Genomic DNA, 18,755 nt, shown 5'->3' with positions numbered 1-18,755 from the left:
AAGATGATCATCATCTTCCCCTGTGCCTATTTTATAGTATTTTCTCCAAAAAGTCTTGAGCTCTTTTCGTTTTTGGTGAAGAAAAAAATGTCTTAGGGTCGTCATCTTCAACAATAATACCTTCATCCATGAACAATACTCGATCTGCAACCTCTTTTGCAAAGCCCATTTCATGAGTCACAATCACCATAGTCATTCCGGTTTCCACTAAATCTTTTATGACTTGAAGGACTTCTTTGACCATTTCAGGATCAAGGGCAGATGTTGGTTCATCAAACAGCATCATTTTAGGATTCATGGCCAGTGCCCGTGCAATAGCGACACGCTGTTTTTGTCCTCCTGACAACCGATTTGGATAAGCTTCTTTTTTATCAATTAGTCCGACTTTTTCAAGTAATTGTTCCGCTGTTTTAACAGCTTCTTGTTTGCTTTTTTTCTTCACATTTATTGGTGCATAGATAATATTTTCAAGAACGGTTTTGTGTGGAAATAAATGAAAATGTTGAAAGACCATACCGATGTTTTCTCTAATTTTTAAAACGTTTGTTTTTGGCTTTGTGATCTCCTGATCCTCAATCAAAATACTTCCTTGCGTTGGTTTTTCCAACAGATTAAGACATCGTAAAAATGTCGATTTACCTGAACCAGATGGACCGATAATTGCGGCTACTTCACCTTTTTCAAACGATACAGAGATATCTTTCAACACCTCATGTTTTCCAAAAGATTTTGATAAATGACTCACATTAATCATTGACATTCAGCTTCCTTTCAATCGCTTTACCAAGAAACGTCAAAATAAGGACGAGTACATAATAGATGAGACCCGCAAATAGCATGGGTTCTAATGGACTGTATATCGCTGCTCCGGCTTGATAACTCCGTCTCATAATATCACCAAGCCCGATCACTGTGACAACGGCAGATTCCTTTGTTAGAGTAATCGATTCATTAATGAGAGCAGGCATAATATTTTTGAAAGCCTGAGGAAGCAGAAGATCCTTCATCATCTTTGCATATGGTACTCCAAGAGCGATTGCCGCCTCTTTCTGTCCTTTATCGATTGCATTAATGCCAGCTCTAATAATTTCTGATACATAGGCAGCTGAATTTAGTCCAAATGCAGTCACTGCAGCCCAATAAGCATCAATATCAAATCCTAATACTTGAGGTAGCCCATAATAGACGATCATGAGTTGAAGAACGAGCGGTGTCCCACGAAATATGGAGGTGTAAAAATCAGCGATCCAAGCAAGAGGTTTGATCGGGCTTATTTTCATCAGTGTGATGACAACCCCCAATAAAAACCCAAATACCGCTGCAGCTGCAACTACTTTTAATGTAATCCCAAGGCCTTCAAGTATAAAAGGCATCTCGGGTATCGTACTTGAAAAATCAAGAAAGCTCATTTTGTCTCTCCTTCTCCGCCTTCTTTATCATTGAAAAAAAGTTCAACAAAAAGTTGAACTTTTTGAGGCTTTTATTTTTTCTCTCCACTAAACCATTTCTTTTTCAATTTCTCTAATTCTCCGTTTTTCTCCATTTCTTGAAGTGCTTTATTGAACTTCTCTGTCAACTCACTATTCTTTTTAAAAGCGATCGCAGAACCTGCTTTTTCATCTGGTTCTTTTGGTAGATTAAAACCGATCAATTCAGGGTTTTTGTCAATATACTTTTGAGCGACAATGTCTTCAATAATAGCGGCATCAAAACGTCCAGCTTTAATTTCTTCTGTCAAATCTGAAATACGGTTGCGATTTTCGACATTCAAATCGTAATCAGCTGACAATTCTTTTGCTTTTTCTTCTTGGATTGAACCAAGCTGAACACCGATTGTTTTTCCTTTAAGATCATGAAGTGATTTTATGCCGGATGCTTTTTTCGTCACAATCATATTGTGAGCTGTATAGTAAACATCTGAAAAATCAACTTGCTTTTTACGATCTGGTGTCGGTGTCATCCCTGACAGCACGATATCTACTTTGTTTGTTTTAAGAGCTGTGATCAAACCATTAAAATCCATATCTTTAATTTCGAGATCATGCCCTGTTTTTTTCGCTAAAGCTTTGGCAAGATCAACGTCAAAGCCAACAATTTTATCACCATCTTTTGATTCAAATGGCGGATAATCAGCAGATGTTCCCATAACCAATGTTTTTTTATCACTACCACTTGAATTTCCACAAGCTGTTAAAACAAAAAATATACACGCTGTTAAAAACAGTAAAATAAATTTCTTCATGTTCTGTATCTCCCTCTCAGTCTACTTGAATATTTATTCGTTGTTATGTATTTTAAACACTTTCTTGAAAGTATGCAAGACTTTTTTATCAATAATTATATAGTGTCCAACAACATATCTATTTTCCTATTATTCATATTCATAAATAATTATGCATTTTATTGATTATAAAGACTCGGAAAAAGTTTTTTCCACAGAAGAAAAAGAAAAAAATACGGCATGAGTTCGAATCTTGAACTCACACCGTTTAGTAAAATGGATTATACTTCTTCACAATATGTTTCAAATAGTTCTTGTAACTTGTTCATGACTTCTGTTTGCTCAAATCCTTCAATTTCATGACGTTCAACCATTTTTAAAATCTTCCCATCTTTCAACAAAGCAAATGATGGTGAAGATGGTGGGTATCCTTCAAAATATTCTCTCGCTCTTGCAGTTGCTTCCTTATCCTGACCTGCAAAAACTGTGACAAGTTGATCAGGTCGTTTATCATAGTGGATCGCATGGTGAGCAGCCGGCCTCGCGATCCCACCGGCACATCCACAGACAGAATTCACCATGACAAGCGTTGTCCCTTTTTTTGTAAGCGCCTCATCGACATCTTCAGCTGTTTTTAATTCTCCGTATCCCGCAGATGTTATTTCCTGTCTTGCCTGCCGGACAATATCATTCATAAACAAATTAAAATCCATGCTCATTTTTAAACTCTCCTTTGTTAGCAGATCATCTCTTCATTATGATACTTTGAAACCACACAGACCGCAAATCAGTTGTTTTGTTTAGCATCCGAATGGATGGGGAAAATAAAAATAGACCATTGTTATCGATAAAGGAGGGCCATATGAGTCGACGAAAAGCGATGTTGATCTATAACGGCCATGCAGGACAGAAAAGTATTGATAAAACGCTTGGTATCACCGTTCCCATTCTTTCTGAGGAAACCGATGAACTGATCGTAAAAGGTACAAAACAGCAACATGATGCTCTCCATTTTTGCCAAAACATAGACAACGAAATGAAAGAATTGTTTATTTTAGGCGGGGATGGTACTGTTCACGAATGTATAAATGGCATTAGCCAGCTTCAGTCCCCACCTACAATTGGTATTCTTCCCGGCGGAACATGTAATGATTTTTCAAGGTCCCTTCACATTCCACAGGATATAGCAAAGGCAACTAAAGCGCTTGTAAACGGAGATTCTATTCCTGTTGATGTCCTGAAAACAGACGAGCACTATTGTTTAAACTTTTGGGGAATAGGGTTCATCACCGAGGCTTCAAACCATATCAATCCAACAGAAAAAGCTCTTTTAGGAAGACTTAGTTATTTCACCAGCGCATTGCGGATGATGACAAACCTTAAACCTTTCCCTATTAAGCTGACCATTGATGGAGAAACACTTACCGATCATGTCGTACTGGTTTTGGTTTTAAATGGGCAGTATATTGGAACAAACCGGCTACCTCTTTCAAATTTAAGTATTTCTGACGGAAAAGCGGATGTTCTTGTTTGCCGCAATCCAAATCTAGCTGCATTAAAAGAGCTTCTCACATTAGAAAAACCTGAATGGGAAGCTTTCAAAGGAGAACTTTCGTATTATAGGGGAACAACGATGACGATTGAAACGGCTGAAAAAATGGATGTTGATACCGATGGTGAGATCTATACACAGTCACCAGCTTCTATCGAAGTACTGAATGGGCATCTCAACATGCTTGTCCCACCAAATAGCGAAAACAGCTGACCTCACTTAAAGATCAGCTGTTTTTTATCGTTAATAAACAGATGTATTTTCATCAATGTGTTCTAAAATATGTTTGACACGAGTTAGGAATTTACCACAAATTAGACCGTCCAATACGCGATGATCAATTGATACACATAAATTCACCATATCTCTGACAGCGATCATGCCATGTTCCATCACAACAGGACGTTTAACAATAGATTCCACTTGCAAAATCGCAGCTTGCGGATAATTGATGATCCCCATTGATTGAACAGAACCAAATGAACCGGTATTGTTTACAGTAAACGTTCCGCCCTCCATATCTTTACTCATCAGCTTTCCACTTCTCACTTTATTTGCCAAATCAGTAATTTCTCTCGCTATACCTTTAATTGTCTTTTCATCAGCATGCTTGATGACCGGTACGAACAAAGCGTCTTCCGTTGCAACTGCAATAGAAATATTAATATCTTTTTTCTGAATGATTTTATCACCAGCCCACATGCTATTCATTTGCGGGAATTCTTTTAAAGCCTGCGCAACCGCTTTGACAAAAAACGCAAAAAAGGTTAGATTGAAGCCTTCTTTCTTTTTAAAATCAGCTTTTATTTTATTGCGGTAATTGACAAGATCGGTTACATCAACCTCCATCATCATCCAGGCATGAGGAATTTCATGCTTGCTTTTGACCATATTGGCAGCAATTGCACCACGGACGCCAGTAACTGGGATTTCAATATCACCGACTGTTCCACGAGGCTCTGGTGTTTCTCCCTGTGATTGTGGTTCAGCAGGTTTCGGCTCTGCTTCATGACCTTTAGAAACAGTGCCTGATGCAATGATTTGTTCAATATCTTTGCGAGTAATCCTCCCGCCAGCTCCAGTACCTTCTACATGTTCCAAGTTAATATGATGTTCCCCAGCAAGTCTTACAACAGCGGGCGAATAACGTTTTTTATTCGTTTTATTTGCCGGAAGTAGTGATTTTTCTGGTTCATTCACTTCTTCTTTCACTACCTCATTGCGTTTCTCTTTATCAGCTGTTTCAAATGTGCATATCATTTCTCCGACTTCCAAAGTTTCTCCTTCTTTTGCAATCAGTTTTGTAATTTGACCAGTAAAAGAGGAAGGTATCTCAGCATTTACTTTATCTGTCATCACTTCAGCGATCGGATCGTATTTATTGACATGATCTCCGACATTGACAAGCCATTTGCTGATTGTTCCCTCTGTGACACTCTCCCCAAGCTTTGGCATTGTCATCTGTTCCACTGCCATTCAATTGTCCTCCTTTCGTCTATTAAAACTCCGCTAGTTCTCTCATGGCCTTTTCTGTTTGATCTGGATTGATCAAAAAATATTTTTCCATTGTCGGTGCATAAGGCATTGCCGGAACATCCGGACCAGCCAACCGTTTAATTGGTGCATCCAAATCAAATAAGCAATGTTCAGCAATAATGGCAGCCACTTCACTCATGACACTGCCTTCTTTCGTATCTTCCGTCAACAGAAGTACTTTTCCTGTTTTCGCAGCGGCTTCAATGATTGCTTCCTGATCAAGCGGATATACTGTTCTTAAATCAAGAATGTGAGCCGAAATCCCGTCTTTTGCGAGGCGTTCAGCAGCCTGAAGGGCAAAGTGTACACATAAACCATAAGTGATTACAGTGATGTCTTCACCTTCCCGCTTGACATCTGCTTTTCCGATCGGGATCACATGATCATCTGTTGAAACTTCCCCTTTAATTAGACGATATGCTCTTTTATGTTCAAAAAAGAGCACTGGGTCTTCATCACGAATGGCCGCTTTTAACAGCCCTTTTACATCGTTTGGTGTTGAAGGCATGACAATTTTTAAACCAGGCTGGTTAGCAAATATGGCCTCAACTGATTGGGAATGGTACAGTGCTCCGTGAATCCCACCGCCATATGGAGCCCTGATTACAACCGGACAAGTCCAATCACTATTTGAGCGGTAGCGGATTTTTGCTGCTTCAGACATAATCTGGTTAACAGCCGGCATAATAAAATCAGCGAACTGAATTTCACAAACTGGCCTCATCCCATACATTGCAGCTCCAATACCAACCCCAGCAATCGCAGATTCAGCCAAAGGAGCATCCATCACTCTATCCGCCCCAAACTGTTCATAAAGACCGGTAGTCGCTTTAAATACTCCGCCTTTTTTTCCGACGTCTTCTCCAAGAATAAAGACACGGGGGTCTCTTTCCATCTCTTCTTTTAAAGCCAAAGTAACAGCATCTATATATGACATAACAGGCATTGTTTTTCCCCCTTACTCTGCATAAACATGCCGCAGTGCTTCTTCTGGTTCAGCGTAAGGTGCATGTTCAGCATATTCTGTTGCTTCATTGACGATATTTGCAATCTCATCTAAGATCGCTTTTTCTCGGTTGTCATCAAGAAGCCCTACTTCTTTTAAATACTCTGTGTATTTCACAAGCGGATCATTTTTTTTAGCCTCTGCTACCTCTTCCTGACCTCTGTAGCTACGGTCATCATCATCACTGGAGTGAGGGGTTAACCGGTATGAAATGGTTTCAATCAATGTTGGTCCTTCACCTCTTCCGGCTCGTTCCCTGGCTTCCTTGACCACTTTATATACTTCAAGTGGATCATTACCGTCAACTGTCACACCTGGCATACCATAGCCATGAGCACGATCAGAGATATATTCACATGCTACCTGTTGTTCATAAGGAACTGAAATGGCATATTTATTGTTCTCACACATGAAAATAACAGGAAGCTTATGGACGGCCGCAAAGTTTGCACCTTCATGAAAATCCCCCTGATTTGAAGAACCTTCACCAAAAGTCACAAAGGTAGCCAGCTGTTTGTTATCAAGCCTTCCTGCAAGCGCGATGCCGACCGCATGAGGAACTTGTGTTGTTACTGGGGAAGACCCTGTCACAATTCTGTTTTTCTTTTGACTAAAATGACTCGGCATTTGTTTGCCTCCTGAATTTGGATCTTCGGCTTTAGCAAACGCAGAAAGCATTAAATCTTTTACCGTCATCCCAAAAGCAAGCACGACCCCCAAATCTCTGTAATATGGGAGGACATAGTCGTTTTCACGATCAAGCGCGAAGGCTGCACCAACCTGAGCCGCTTCCTGACCTTGACAGGAAATAACAAATGGAATTTTTCCAGAGCGATTTAACAACCACATTCGCTCATCAAGTTTTCTTGCTAAGAGCATGGTTTTCAATATATCAAGCGCCTGCTCATCTGTTAAGCCGACAGCCTCATGACGATTTTTGCTCATTATTTTCCACTCCTTTTAAAAATGAATCGCTTTACCATCAACGGCAAGCGCCGCTTCTCCGATCGCTTCAGAAAGTGTTGGGTGCGGATGGATCGTTTGGCCAACTTCCCATGGCGTTGCATCAAGCACCTTTGCCAACCCAGCTTCAGAAATCAACTCTGTCACATGAGGACCGATCATATGGATACCTAAAACGTCATCTGAGTCCCGATCAGCAACAATTTTAACGAAACCAGCCGTTTCACCATACACAAGCGCTTTTCCGATGGCCTGAAATGGAAACTTTCCAATTTTCACATTTCGTCCCGCCGCCTTCGCCTCTGCTTCTGTTAATCCAACAGACGCAGCTTCAGGACTTGAGTAAATACATTTCGGAACAACAGTATCATCTAGAGGAAAAGGCTCTTGACCAGCAATATGTTCAACAGCAGTGATGCCTTCATGTGAAGCCACATGAGCTAGTTGCAAACCACCGATGACATCTCCAATCGCATAAATATGAGACTCTTTCGTCTGATACATATTGTTGGTTACGATATACCCATTTTCTACTTGAATATCGGTGTTTTCCAAACCGATCCCTTCTACATTTGCCTGTCTGCCGACGGAAATTAAGATTTTTTCAGCAGCAAACATCTCCATTTCTCCGTCCTTTTCAGCTTGAATCCTGATCGTTTCTCCATTTTCAAGACTGTCAGGCATCACTTTCACACCTGTGACAATCCGAATTCCTCTTTTCACCAGTTGCGCTTGCATTTCTTTAGAAATATCACGGTCTTCGGTTGGTAAAATTCTGTCTGCATATTCAAGCACTGTCACCTCAACACCAAAGTCATGAAGCATTGAAGCCCACTCAATTCCGATGACACCACCACCAACGATTAGGATCGATGCCGGTAGACTCTCTAGTTCAAGCGCTTCATCAGAGGAAAGAATATTTACGCCATCAGGTACCAGTCCTGAAAGTGACCGCGGTCTTGATCCGGTAGCAATGATCACATTCTTCGGAACTAGCATTTCATTTTCAGCGCCATTTGCCATTTCAACTGATACTGTTCCTGGAATGGGAGAAAAAATTGACGGTCCGAGAATTCGGCCAATCCCTTCATAAACATCAATTTTCCCTTTTTTCATTAATTGTGTAACACCACGATAAAGCTGATCAACAATCTTTTGTTTTCTATTTTGCACTTGAGAAAATTGCAGCTCAGCTCCAGAGATGTTTACCCCGTATTCAGCTGCCTTTTTTGTCATCCGGAAAACTTCAGCGCTCCTCAGAAGTGCTTTAGATGGAATACAACCTTTATGAAGACATGTGCCACCAAGCTTTCGTTTTTCAACAATAGCCGTTTTTAATCCAAGTTGCGAAGCTCTTATCGCCGCCACATATCCACCGGTTCCTCCTCCAACAATGACGAGATCATACTCGGTAGCCATCTGTTTCCCTCCTTTGGTTCGGATACTGTTTTGCCTCTTCCTCGTTGTTTAATACACGATAAGCCCCCTCTGCCAAGGCTTGAAGTTCGTTTTCACCAGGATACACAAAGACATCCGAAATCCAATCAATATATTTTTTAATTGAAGCAATAAACATTTTGCCGTAAGCAAGACCGCCAGTCAGAATGATGACATCAACTTCACCTCTTAAAACCGTACTGGCAGCCCCGATTTCCTTGGCAATCTGATAAGCCATCGCCTCATAAATAAGCTCTGCCGTTTGATCGCCTTCCATAATCATTTTCTCAACCTTTACAGCATCTTTTGTACCGAGGTAGCCATATAGACCACCGCCACCAATTAGCATTTTCATCAGTTCGTCACGCGTATAGTCGCCTGAAAAACATAAATCAATCAGGTCACCAGCCGGAATGGTACCGGCACGCTCAGGACCGAGCGGACCTTCGCCGTGGAGACCATTATTGACATCGATGACACGCCCATTGCAATGGACACCGATTGTAATTCCGCCTCCCATATGGGTGATGATCATTTTCATATCCTCATAGCGCTTACCAAACTGCAAAGCCACTTTTCTGGCCACCGCTTTTTGATTAAGAGCATGGAAAATGCTTCTTCTCTCAATTTTTGGAGTGCCGGAAATTTTTGCAACTGGAGACATTTCGTCAACAACAACAGGGTCAACGATAAAGGCTGGGATATTTAAACCATCAGCAATTTCTTTAGCAATGATTCCACCAAGGTTTGAAGCATGCTGTCCGGCATAGCCGTTTTTTAAGTCCTCAACCATTTCATCATTTACTTTATATGTGCCGCCTTCAATAGGGCGAAGCAAGCCTCCTCTACCACAGACGGCATTGAGCTTCGAAATATTAATTCCTTGTTCATGCAATGTCTCTAAAACAGCCTGTTTCCTAAATGAATATTGATCAATAATCGTGGCAAATTGTTGGAGCTTTGCCTCGTCATGACGAATAGATTTTTCAAAAATTGAACGGTCATCATGAAAAACGCCGATCTTTGTAGATGTTGATCCCGGATTTATGACGAGAATACGTTTTTCCTGTAGCTGCATATATTTAAAACCTCCAGTATGGGGGACATTTTAACGTCTGCTTAAAATGTGATGCCCGTTTTGTAAAAATTGGCTTCTCGACTGACGCATGCGCTCGATCCGCTCTTCAGCAAGGCGATCAGCTGCTAAATATGTCGGAATCCCATCACGTTTTGATATTTCAAGAACACGCTCTATATTTCCATAGATTCCTTCGACTTTTTTCAAAGCTCGTTCAGCATTATAGCCATACAGCTCATCTGCTACATTAATAACACCACCAGCATTAATCACATAATCTGGTGCATAGACAATCCCCATATCGTGAATCTTATCCCCATGTCTTGTTTCTTTAAGTTGATTGTTAGCAGCTCCGGCAATTACTTTGGCCTTCAGCTTGGATATTGTTTCATCATTAATTGTTGCACCAAGTGCACATGGTGCATATATATCACAATCTTGCGAATAAATATCATCAGGGTCTACAGCCCTAGCACCAAATTCGGCAACAACTCGCTCAACCGCTTCTTTGTTGATATCTGTCACAATTAAGTTTGCACCTTCTTTGTGAAGATGACTACAAAGATGATAAGCAACATTACCGACACCTTGGACGGCAACCGTTTTTCCAGTAAGAGAATCTGTACCAAAAGCCTCTTTTGCGGCTGCTTTCATTCCTTTGTATACACCGTAAGCAGTAACAGGAGAAGGATTTCCTGATGAACCGAATGCAGGAGAGATACCAGTGACAAAGTCTGTTTCATCATGAATGATATCCATATCTTCAACAGTTGTGCCAACATCCTCTGCCGTAATGTATCTTCCATTTAGACCTTGAATATAACGGCCAAAGGCACGGAACATTTCCTCATTTTTATCTTTGCGTGGATCACCGATGATGACGGTTTTACCTCCACCAAGATTCAATCCTGCCGCCGCATTTTTATAGGTCATTCCCCGAGCCAAACGAAGGGCATCTTCAATAGCTGCATCTTCATTTTCATATGTCCACATTCTTGTACCACCTAAAGCAGGACCAAGTGTTGTATCGTGGATAACAATGATCGCTTTTAAACCAGAAAGTTTGTCTTGACAAAATACCATTTGTTCATAGTCATATCGTTCCATATACTGAAATAATTCCATTTTTATTCCTCCTCATGTTGACTTTCAGACGTACATAGTGCGAGAGCAATTGAATACAATTTATTCTCAGCGGAATCAGACCTGCTCGTCAAGGCGATTGGAACTTTTGCTCCCACTAGAACAGCTCCTACCTTTGCATTTGCAAAATGAATTAAGGATTTATAAAGAAAATTGCCGGCTTCAATTGAAGGAACAAGTAAAATATCAGCTTGACCTGCTACAAGGCCGTTAATATTTTTATGACGAGCGGCACTCTCTGAAACAGCATTATCTAGAGCCAAAGGACCATCGACAATACAATTTCGAATTTGTCCTCTGTGGTACATTTGCGTGAGAACAGCTCCATTTAAAGTCGCTTCCATAGCTGGGTTTACCGTTTCAACAGCTGCAAGACAAGCAACTTTCGGCATCGAAACCCCGACTGCTCTTGCAACACGTACAGCATTTTCTAAAATTTGTTTCTGTTCCTCTAGCTTTGGTTTAATGTTCATTGCGGCATCAGTGACATAGATTAACCTATCAAACCCGCTGACTTCAAATGCCGCTATATGCGATAGAACACCACGAGAACGCAAACCATATTCTTTATTCAAGACAGCTTTCAACAGGATAGCTGTAGGAAGGTTCCCTTTCATCAAAACATCCGCATTACCATTCCTCACAGATTGAACCGCAATATTTGCAGATTCTTCGACTGTCTCCGAATGAATGATGTCCACATGGCGTTTGGGAAGATCGATCTCCAACATGATTTCCCTGATTTTTTCTCTGTTTCCGATTAATAAAAAACGGGCAAATTGTTGCTCGATTGCAAGTTTGACAGCCTGTAGAACTTCATCATCTTCTGCATGTGCGACAGCTACCGTTTTATTTTTCAATTCTGTTGCTTTGTGCAATAGTTGTGTCAGTTTCATAGTACCCACCTTTCTCAGCAAACATCCGCTCCCATTTACTACATCGCAAGTTTTGTGCCACATTCATAAACCGATGAAAAAACTGAGAATCTGTTGACCAATCTGCATGATTTTGCATAAAGTCCTGCATTTTATTGCATGCCATCTTTTGCAAGATTGTATTTATCAATTTTATAATAGAGGTTGCGAATGCTAACACCAAGGGCTTTTGCAGTTTTCGTTCTGTTATATCGATGTTTCTCAAGCGCCTCTTGAATCATGTGAGCCTCAAATCGCTCAACAGCATCAGACAGTTTTTCATTTTCGATTTCTGTTAAAAGCGGGTCAATCTTGAGTTTTTTCTTCGGGTGATCTATTTCAGGTAGATGTTCAAGATCGATCCACTCAAGTTGCGGCTTCAAAAAGATCATCGCTCGCTCAAGCACATTCTCAAGCTCCCTGACATTCCCCGGCCATTTGCGCATTGCCAATAATTTAATCGCTCTTTTTGTCAACCCTTTTACATTCCGCCCATACTCTTGATTGATCTTTGCGAGTAAATGATGACTTAAGGCATTAATATCCTCTTTCCTCTGTCTAAGTGGCGGAATCGAAATCGGATAACGATTAATACGATAATACAAATCTTCGCGAAATCTGCCTTCAGCAAGTGCTTTTTCAATGTTGACATTCGTTGCCGCAATCACTCTTACATTAACAGATATCGGTTTTGTGCCTCCTACTCTGACAATTTCTTTTTCTTGAAGAACGCGAAGCAATTTCGCTTGCGTATTTTGTGAGAGTTCGCCGATTTCATCCAAAAAGATACTCCCGTTATTCGCTTCTTCAAAAAGACCCTTTTTTCCACCACGTTTCGCTCCAGAAAAGGCACCATCTTCATAACCGAACAACTCTGATTCAAGTAGGGATTCAGAAATAGCCGCGCAGTTTACTCTGACAAACTTATTATACTTTCGGTCACTTTCGTTATGTATCGCATGAGCAAACAACTCTTTTCCTGTCCCCGATTCACCTCTTAACAAAATCGTCGCAGGGGTTTTCGCCCCTAATTTCGCCTGTTCTAATGCAACGAGCATTTGTTCGCTTGAGCCGATAATATCAGCAAATGTATATTTCGCTTCAAGGGTGCGGATAATTTGACGCGCTCTATCCAACTCCTTTGTCAGCGACTGAATTTCAGAAACGTCGTGAATTAAACCGACACTTCCTTTTAAAATGCCATCAACAATAACCGGCGCAACATTGACAATCACTTCTTTTTTATTCGGGCCGACTTTCATTCTCGCACCTCTTACAGGCCGCCTTGTTTCTAGCACTTTTAAATGCATACTTTCGCCTTCAGAAATGTCAGTATTTGCCGGTTTGCCAATGACTTGATCTGTTGAGAGACCAGTCATCTTCGTATATGCCGGATTAATCATCATGCCGATTCCATTCTCGTCAACGACTGATATTGCTTCATCAGAAGATTGAATAATCGCTTCAAGCATCGTTCTGACTTCTTTGAGATTTGTCACCTCTTCAGCCAGCTCAACAGCATCAGTGATATCTTTAAAAATACTGAGTGCCCCTAATAGTGTCCCGCCGTTATCGATAATCGGAATCCTCGTTGTCACAATCTGCCGATTCGGATGAAGAAATTGCTTTTGATGGTATTCCGGTTCTCTTGTGTTGAGTATCCGTGGAAGCTTTGTGGTGGGAATCACCTTTTCAATATGCTGACCAATCGCTTCATGTTGTTTTGTACCTGTCATGACTTCCGCCATTTTATTAAACAACATAATCTCTCCATTGATATTGATAAAGATCATGCCATCATTCATGGAATTAAAAATTCTGTCATGTTTATATGTTTGTTCTTTTAAAATTTGAATGAGCAGCTGCTTCTCATTCATCAATTGAGACATAATATATGCAAGCGAACCAGGGACCACAGTCGTTCTATTCTGTTTTTTACGGATGATTTGTTTCAATACTTCCGGATCACCAGTCGTTTCAATGATAATATCGATCGGCTTCGTCATGTATGGTAGCCAATCTAGCGCTGTCTCTATATTGTTTTGCTGAGCGATAGACAACCCCGGGGCTTTTGAGTTTTTATCGATGACCGCTTCAATATCCATCGTTTTGGTTTTCATCAGCAGATCTAAGAGAGCCGTTCCCCCTTTTCCAGCACCTATAATCAGTACTTTTTGTAACATTCATTTACCCCATTCCCTGAAAAAATTTGCACACCATAACATTCCAGTTGCAATTATTTGCACAACACCTATTATGTTATCATGTTTTCCTTTCTTGACAAAGTATTTTTTCAAACAGACAATAAAGGTAAATGTTTTGTAAGGGGATTCATATATGGGGAGACTAATCGCACTGCTCATTTTGCTCATTCCGGGAGCTTTGGCAGCAGCCGGCATTAAACTGATGCGAGATACTTTTTTCGGTATTCTAATCAATCCTTTTCAAATTTTATGGATTCAGGGTCTTACAGGGATGATCCTTTTCGGAGTCGGGCTTTATCTTTTAGGGGGCTTTATCCTATACAGGGACAAGAAACGAAATCTGGTCAGCACCCGCTTCCGAAAAAATGAGGACGATCAATAAAAAAACGCCGCAGCATGCGGCATTTTTTTATGAGTTCTTCATCATCAGTGCTTTCTCAGGAAAATCAGTAAAAAAACCATCGATCCCCGCTTCAATCAACTTTTTCATATCTTCCTCACGATTGACCGTAAACGGTCTAACCGCTTTTTGTTTTCGATGAGCATTTTTAATCGTATCTTCTGACATAGAGCGAAGATAAGGATGAAACCCTGAAGCGGGTATTGTCTCAATATATTGCTCAGGCCGATAAAGAACATCCATATATAATGCAGCTAACTCGATATCAGAGTTGAGCCGAAAACAGTGAACAAGGCTTTCATGGTTAAAGGAAGAAAGGATAACCCGTTCCTGAAGCCCATATTTAGAAATCAGCGTCAGCACTTTTTCTTCCATCCCATGATAGCGAACAATGCTATTCTTCAACTCTACATTAAGGAGAAAATCTTCTTTTTCTGCCCAAGCAAATACTTCTTCTAGGGTTGGTACAGTAACAAACCCGGTCTTTTCAGAAAAGCGAAAACTCGCGTCTCCCCTTTGCATTTCTTCGTATGTATAGTCCTTAACGAACCCCTTCAATGATGTTGTTCGATCAAGTTTTTCATCATGGATCACAACAAGATGACCATCCTTTGTCATCTGCACATCCAATTCAATACCATCAGCTCCTACTGCTGCAGCATGTTTAAAAGCAATCATTGTATTTTCAGGAAAAGTTCCTGAAGCACCTCTATGTGCAAAAATTTTTGTCATGTCGTTCACCTCTGGGAAGAATATTTAGCCTCTCCTCATTATGAAGATCTTATGCTATTTTTTCCACAGTTAGGTTCGTCATTTTAGAAAACAAAAAAAGACGTCGTATTAGACGTCAAGCAAAAGCTCCTTCTCTCTTAAAGCATTCTCTAAAGCAATTGTTAAAAACTTTCTAAAGAAGTCTTGGTAAAAGGACATATCATAATGCAAATAAAACATTCCCCAAGGATGGTCTTCAATTGATTTATAGGTTTTATCTCCATAATCAATCACTTGTACATCATAATGATGAATCACATGGTCATCCAAAGCATCCCACCATTTATTATAAACAGGAACATTAATATCCGCTTTTACTAATCATTTTCGTTTCACCAGTTTCTTTGTCGATGTATTCGTCAATAAATCTGGCCTTGTTATTTTCGCAACACTTTTTCTTTATTATGATGACATGGTTATGCCAAAGAATTTCCTTTATTTTGTTGTAGGTATTCCTATTTTGCTACTAGCTCATGAGTTAATTTCAATAGTGATGATAATTGACTGACATTAAAATGGGAGGTCTTCATAAACACACTTTTTTGTGCTGATCAATACAGGAGGAATGCAAGAGTGCAATATTTCCAAAGAAAAATCCTTTACCAAAATCAATAGATGTAAAAAGAGGAATGTTTTTCTCATCTTTTTCGATTATCGACGTCACTCGCTTATAGTTTACCGAACAATTCAAATTACCCATCTGGTTCCTCAGATTGAGAACCGTAAACACCTTTAATTCCTAGATCTCCACAGCCAGATACTTTAGTAATATGTAAATAATGATTTCTTAGTTTTGTTCCCGGTACTTGGTCAGCGACACTGAGATCAAAAGAATGTCCAGTATACTTTTTCTGACTTATCGTTATATAGTCTCCAGTTAGTGTAATTCTCTGTAATTGAAAATGAATTGTGCACCCTTTCACATTTGAGATTGTAAAACGATAATAGAGCCAAGTTGGATAATATGGATTGTTGTGGTTTTTTATAAAAAAATGCGTATGATTCTCAGTCATTGTAAAATTCACTTTTGTCTTATCTTTTTTCATTTTCGCCATCGTGTACTTTACATTCACATTTAACGATAATAAAAGTGTTAACAATATACAAATCAATATTTTTTTCATCATGATCCCTCCTCTTTTCCATTTCATAATACTATTGAATAAAAGAAAACATACCCAAAAATACGTCAGTTAAATGGTTGACACACTAGTTTGATTCAGGCTGGTTTACGCTCAGATTAGATCAAAAAAGCTTGTCGATGGCCGTTTTACACGACTTTATCGACAAGCAAGCTGTTCATTCATGTAAATCATGTATTCCCACCGCGAATTTCTACAACACGCTTGGAACTGAAATCAATCACTACTTCAAAACTCGGATTAATTAAACAACGTATTTCTGGAGGGCAATCGACCCCAAAATAAATTGTTCCTTTATCTGGATGATTTTCTTCTTGAGAAAACGTATACCCCTTAAAAAGATATTTATGCAGCATCTTTTTTTGAAGTACAGATAAAAATTCTGAATCGGAAAAAGCGATGTCCAAGGCTGAAGAGTATAAATCGTTTTTTGTCATGATAAAACACCCTTTCCTGAAATATTAAACGACATATGCTTTGGAAAAGTGTTCTAAGCTAGGGTTGACTCTTTCTCAAAGGAACTAATGGACAATCATTCTACGTTCACTAAGCGGTTATAGACATCACTCACCACCTTTCACTCATATAAAGCAACAACATGGTGAATCACAGTCAAAACAGACAACTCAGCTGAAATGATATGAATTTCAGAGTGTAGCTGTCTATCACTACACAATTACATGATATTCCTATTCTTTACCATGAACAACCCAAAACAAATGAGTTCATACAATGTTTAAATTTTCTGTGGTATTGATTTATCAAGGTTCGTAAAAAGTCTTTTTCATATCCTCTAGCTAATCTGCTAAAAGCCTATATATAGATCTGTGTAGAACCTTCCTGTTTTTTTGTACAATACTTAGTCTATCTTCTAAAATTAACTGAGATGCGAAGGTGAATTCGATAAACCAACTCTTTTTTTTTTGGAAATTTCCATTTCGTAAAAGTACCTGTGCATGCATGAACTTCAGCGATATGACAGTTTCATATGGACTGAAGCTAAATCTGAGTCGAAATTTTCAAAATAAATGCCCGCTCCTGTTCTAGGATATCTAATGCGTAAAGTATCTCTCAAAAACCTCTTAGCACCAAGCCTCTTTTCCTTTGTTTAATCATTGAAATGTAGTGGCAAAACATACTCAGACACTCAAGCGAACGCAAATGATGAAGTGTTCGATTTTATTCATGCTATTTTAGTTGAAATCCCGCCGCCCGTTGGTATAATTATCCTATCTAGACAAGTTACAGAATGCCGAATTGAATAGGAGCTGTTGACCAAATGAAGCCGATAGTCAGTATTATTATACCAGTGTATAACGGAGAAAAGTATTTGTGCGACTGTTTAAATAGTGTGGTGAAGCAAACACTTAACAGTATCGAAGTGTTAATAGTTGATGATGGCTCAACTGACTCCACCCACAATATCATAAAAGATTTCACGGCCGCCGATAGTCGGATTGTACCGATATATCAATCAAATCAAGGGCCGGGAACCGCGCGTAATAACGCGATTAAGCAGGCGAAAGGGGAATTTGTAGCATTTCTCGACTCAGACGATTGGGTTGATCCGGAAACTTACGCTGAAATGTGTGAAGCAGCGCTCGTTCACAACGCAGATATCGTCTTTACAGACATACGATGGGAGTTTTTAGACGAAACAAAAAACCACACGCAAAGTTATACGACAACAGCGAATAAGCTGATTGATCAAGACGAAATAAGAGCAAAGATACTGAAAGATTTTTTATATAATGGCTTCTACGGCGGCGTATGGAAAATGTATCGCAAAAGCCTGCTCGAAGCGTATGATATCAAGTTTCCAGACGGTAAGTATCTAGGAGAGGACTGGGTATTTAATATGGAAGCGTTCACGCATTGTAGAATCGCTTATTATATCAATAAGCCATTTTATCATTACCGACAGATTAACGAAACGAGTCTCATGCGCAAATATAATCCAGATTTATTCGATTCATATATTAATAGTAATACGTTGGAGACATATGCAAAACGATGGAATTTATATGATCAAAGGGTCGCAGTGGATCTGGCGCGAAGGAAATGCTATATCGCGGTCAACGGCTGTATACAAAACGAATTCAAACCAGGCTGTGATAAGAATATACGTAAAAAATTAGCGTTGATTTCAGAAATTGTCGAGCATCCAAGTGTAGTGAAAGCAGCAAAGCTTGCACTAGACAACGAGGAAAACTGGTCACGAAAATTATATTTGACGCTGATACGACGGAAAGCAGTTCCGTTTTTATTCCTAGTTGGAAAAATATTATCCATGAGTCGCCGCTAATTCGCGACGTCTTTTTTTCATTCATTTCGTTTTCTCAGATTACAACTGGTTTTAGTCGTCCATCACTTTCAACCAAAAGCTTC

The 18,755-nt window shown here is 39.7% G+C and carries 19 protein-coding genes; 3 read left to right on the top strand and 16 right to left on the bottom strand.

The genetic code is table 11. The annotated features are described in order from the left end of the window. Window positions 1–31: 31 nt before the first annotated feature. The 4 genes from PDT38_RS00885 to PDT38_RS00870 all read right to left on the bottom strand — a co-directional run bounded on the left by PDT38_RS00885 (window position 32) and on the right by PDT38_RS00870 (window position 2,940). The gene (locus tag PDT38_RS00885; protein WP_270800079.1) at window positions 32–754 is read right to left on the bottom strand and encodes an amino acid ABC transporter ATP-binding protein; all 723 of its coding nucleotides are present in this window, start codon (window positions 752–754) and stop codon (window positions 32–34) included. Next, window positions 747–1,409, bottom strand: coding sequence for an amino acid ABC transporter permease (locus PDT38_RS00880; RefSeq protein WP_172296065.1), 663 nt, complete (start codon window positions 1,407–1,409; stop codon window positions 747–749). Before PDT38_RS00880 ends, PDT38_RS00885 begins: the two co-directional genes overlap by 8 nt. A 71-nt stretch (window positions 1,410–1,480) precedes the next feature. After that, entirely contained in the window at window positions 1,481–2,242 is a 762-nt protein-coding gene (locus PDT38_RS00875) for a transporter substrate-binding domain-containing protein (protein ID WP_270798311.1), read from the bottom strand. Between the two features lie 260 nt (window positions 2,243–2,502). Continuing rightward, a complete protein-coding gene (locus PDT38_RS00870) occupies window positions 2,503–2,940 on the bottom strand; it encodes a BrxA/BrxB family bacilliredoxin (protein WP_270798308.1) in 438 nt (145 codons plus the stop codon). A gap of 143 nt (window positions 2,941–3,083) precedes the next feature. Here PDT38_RS00870 and PDT38_RS00865 point away from each other — a divergent pair, with 143 nt between their 5' ends. Then, window positions 3,084–3,986, top strand: a complete 903-nt coding sequence (locus PDT38_RS00865) for a YegS/Rv2252/BmrU family lipid kinase (protein ID WP_270798307.1) — start codon at window positions 3,084–3,086, stop codon at window positions 3,984–3,986. A 30-nt stretch (window positions 3,987–4,016) separates the two neighbouring features. On the opposite strand, the gene PDT38_RS00860 is transcribed toward PDT38_RS00865, so the two are convergent. From PDT38_RS00860 to PDT38_RS00825, 8 genes are all read right to left on the bottom strand, one after another. Continuing rightward, a complete protein-coding gene (locus tag PDT38_RS00860; RefSeq protein WP_270798306.1) occupies window positions 4,017–5,249 on the bottom strand; it encodes a dihydrolipoamide acetyltransferase family protein in 1,233 nt (410 codons plus the stop codon). A 22-nt stretch (window positions 5,250–5,271) separates the two neighbouring features. Then, on the bottom strand, window positions 5,272–6,255 hold the full coding sequence (locus PDT38_RS00855) for an alpha-ketoacid dehydrogenase subunit beta (RefSeq protein ID WP_270798305.1): 984 nt from the start codon (window positions 6,253–6,255) through the stop codon (window positions 5,272–5,274). A gap of 12 nt (window positions 6,256–6,267) precedes the next feature. Beyond that, on the bottom strand, window positions 6,268–7,260 hold the full coding sequence (locus PDT38_RS00850) for a thiamine pyrophosphate-dependent dehydrogenase E1 component subunit alpha (protein ID WP_270798303.1): 993 nt from the start codon (window positions 7,258–7,260) through the stop codon (window positions 6,268–6,270). A gap of 15 nt (window positions 7,261–7,275) precedes the next feature. Further along, entirely contained in the window at window positions 7,276–8,697 is a 1,422-nt protein-coding gene (gene lpdA, locus PDT38_RS00845) for a dihydrolipoyl dehydrogenase (RefSeq protein ID WP_270798301.1), read from the bottom strand. Then, complete coding sequence (gene buk, locus PDT38_RS00840) at window positions 8,681–9,793, bottom strand: butyrate kinase (RefSeq protein ID WP_270798299.1); 1,113 nt, start codon at window positions 9,791–9,793, stop codon at window positions 8,681–8,683. Before buk ends, lpdA begins: the two co-directional genes overlap by 17 nt. Before the next feature lie 30 nt (window positions 9,794–9,823). Further along, window positions 9,824–10,918 carry a branched-chain amino acid dehydrogenase gene (bcd, locus tag PDT38_RS00835; protein ID WP_270798298.1) on the bottom strand — a complete coding sequence of 365 codons (1,095 nt, stop codon included), beginning with the start codon at window positions 10,916–10,918 and terminating at the stop codon, window positions 9,824–9,826. Between the two features lie 2 nt (window positions 10,919–10,920). Then, a complete protein-coding gene (gene yqiS, locus PDT38_RS00830; RefSeq protein WP_270798297.1) occupies window positions 10,921–11,832 on the bottom strand; it encodes a phosphate butyryltransferase in 912 nt (303 codons plus the stop codon). 131 nt (window positions 11,833–11,963) lie between these two features. Further along, on the bottom strand, window positions 11,964–14,033 hold the full coding sequence (locus PDT38_RS00825) for a sigma-54 interaction domain-containing protein (protein WP_270798295.1): 2,070 nt from the start codon (window positions 14,031–14,033) through the stop codon (window positions 11,964–11,966). 154 nt (window positions 14,034–14,187) lie between these two features. Between PDT38_RS00825 and PDT38_RS00820 the strand changes: the two genes are divergently transcribed. After that, window positions 14,188–14,436: a DUF2627 domain-containing protein gene (locus PDT38_RS00820; protein ID WP_172296089.1), complete on the top strand. Its 249-nt coding sequence runs from the start codon at window positions 14,188–14,190 to the stop codon at window positions 14,434–14,436. A gap of 27 nt (window positions 14,437–14,463) precedes the next feature. On the opposite strand, the gene PDT38_RS00815 is transcribed toward PDT38_RS00820, so the two are convergent. The 4 genes from PDT38_RS00815 to PDT38_RS00800 form a co-directional block, all read right to left on the bottom strand. Further along, window positions 14,464–15,186, bottom strand: a complete 723-nt coding sequence (locus PDT38_RS00815) for a glycerophosphodiester phosphodiesterase (protein WP_270798293.1) — start codon at window positions 15,184–15,186, stop codon at window positions 14,464–14,466. 108 nt (window positions 15,187–15,294) lie between these two features. Further along, window positions 15,295–15,495, bottom strand: a complete 201-nt coding sequence (locus tag PDT38_RS00810) for a hypothetical protein (protein ID WP_270798292.1) — start codon at window positions 15,493–15,495, stop codon at window positions 15,295–15,297. Between the two features lie 422 nt (window positions 15,496–15,917). Continuing rightward, the gene (locus PDT38_RS00805) at window positions 15,918–16,349 is read right to left on the bottom strand and encodes a hypothetical protein (protein WP_270798291.1); all 432 of its coding nucleotides are present in this window, start codon (window positions 16,347–16,349) and stop codon (window positions 15,918–15,920) included. A 188-nt stretch (window positions 16,350–16,537) separates the two neighbouring features. Further along, window positions 16,538–16,804, bottom strand: a complete 267-nt coding sequence (locus tag PDT38_RS00800; protein ID WP_270798289.1) for a hypothetical protein — start codon at window positions 16,802–16,804, stop codon at window positions 16,538–16,540. Window positions 16,805–17,646: 842 nt separating this feature from the next. On the opposite strand from PDT38_RS00800, the gene PDT38_RS00795 reads away from it, so the two are divergent. After that, window positions 17,647–18,672: a glycosyltransferase family 2 protein gene (locus PDT38_RS00795; RefSeq protein ID WP_270798288.1), complete on the top strand. Its 1,026-nt coding sequence runs from the start codon at window positions 17,647–17,649 to the stop codon at window positions 18,670–18,672. Window positions 18,673–18,755 lie beyond the last annotated feature (83 nt).

Origin of the sequence: Bacillus changyiensis (assembly GCF_027706145.1) — a bacterium.
GTDB lineage: Bacteria > Bacillota > Bacilli > Bacillales > Bacillaceae > Bacillus > Bacillus changyiensis.
This window is presented reverse-complemented; position numbering and strand designations above follow the sequence as displayed.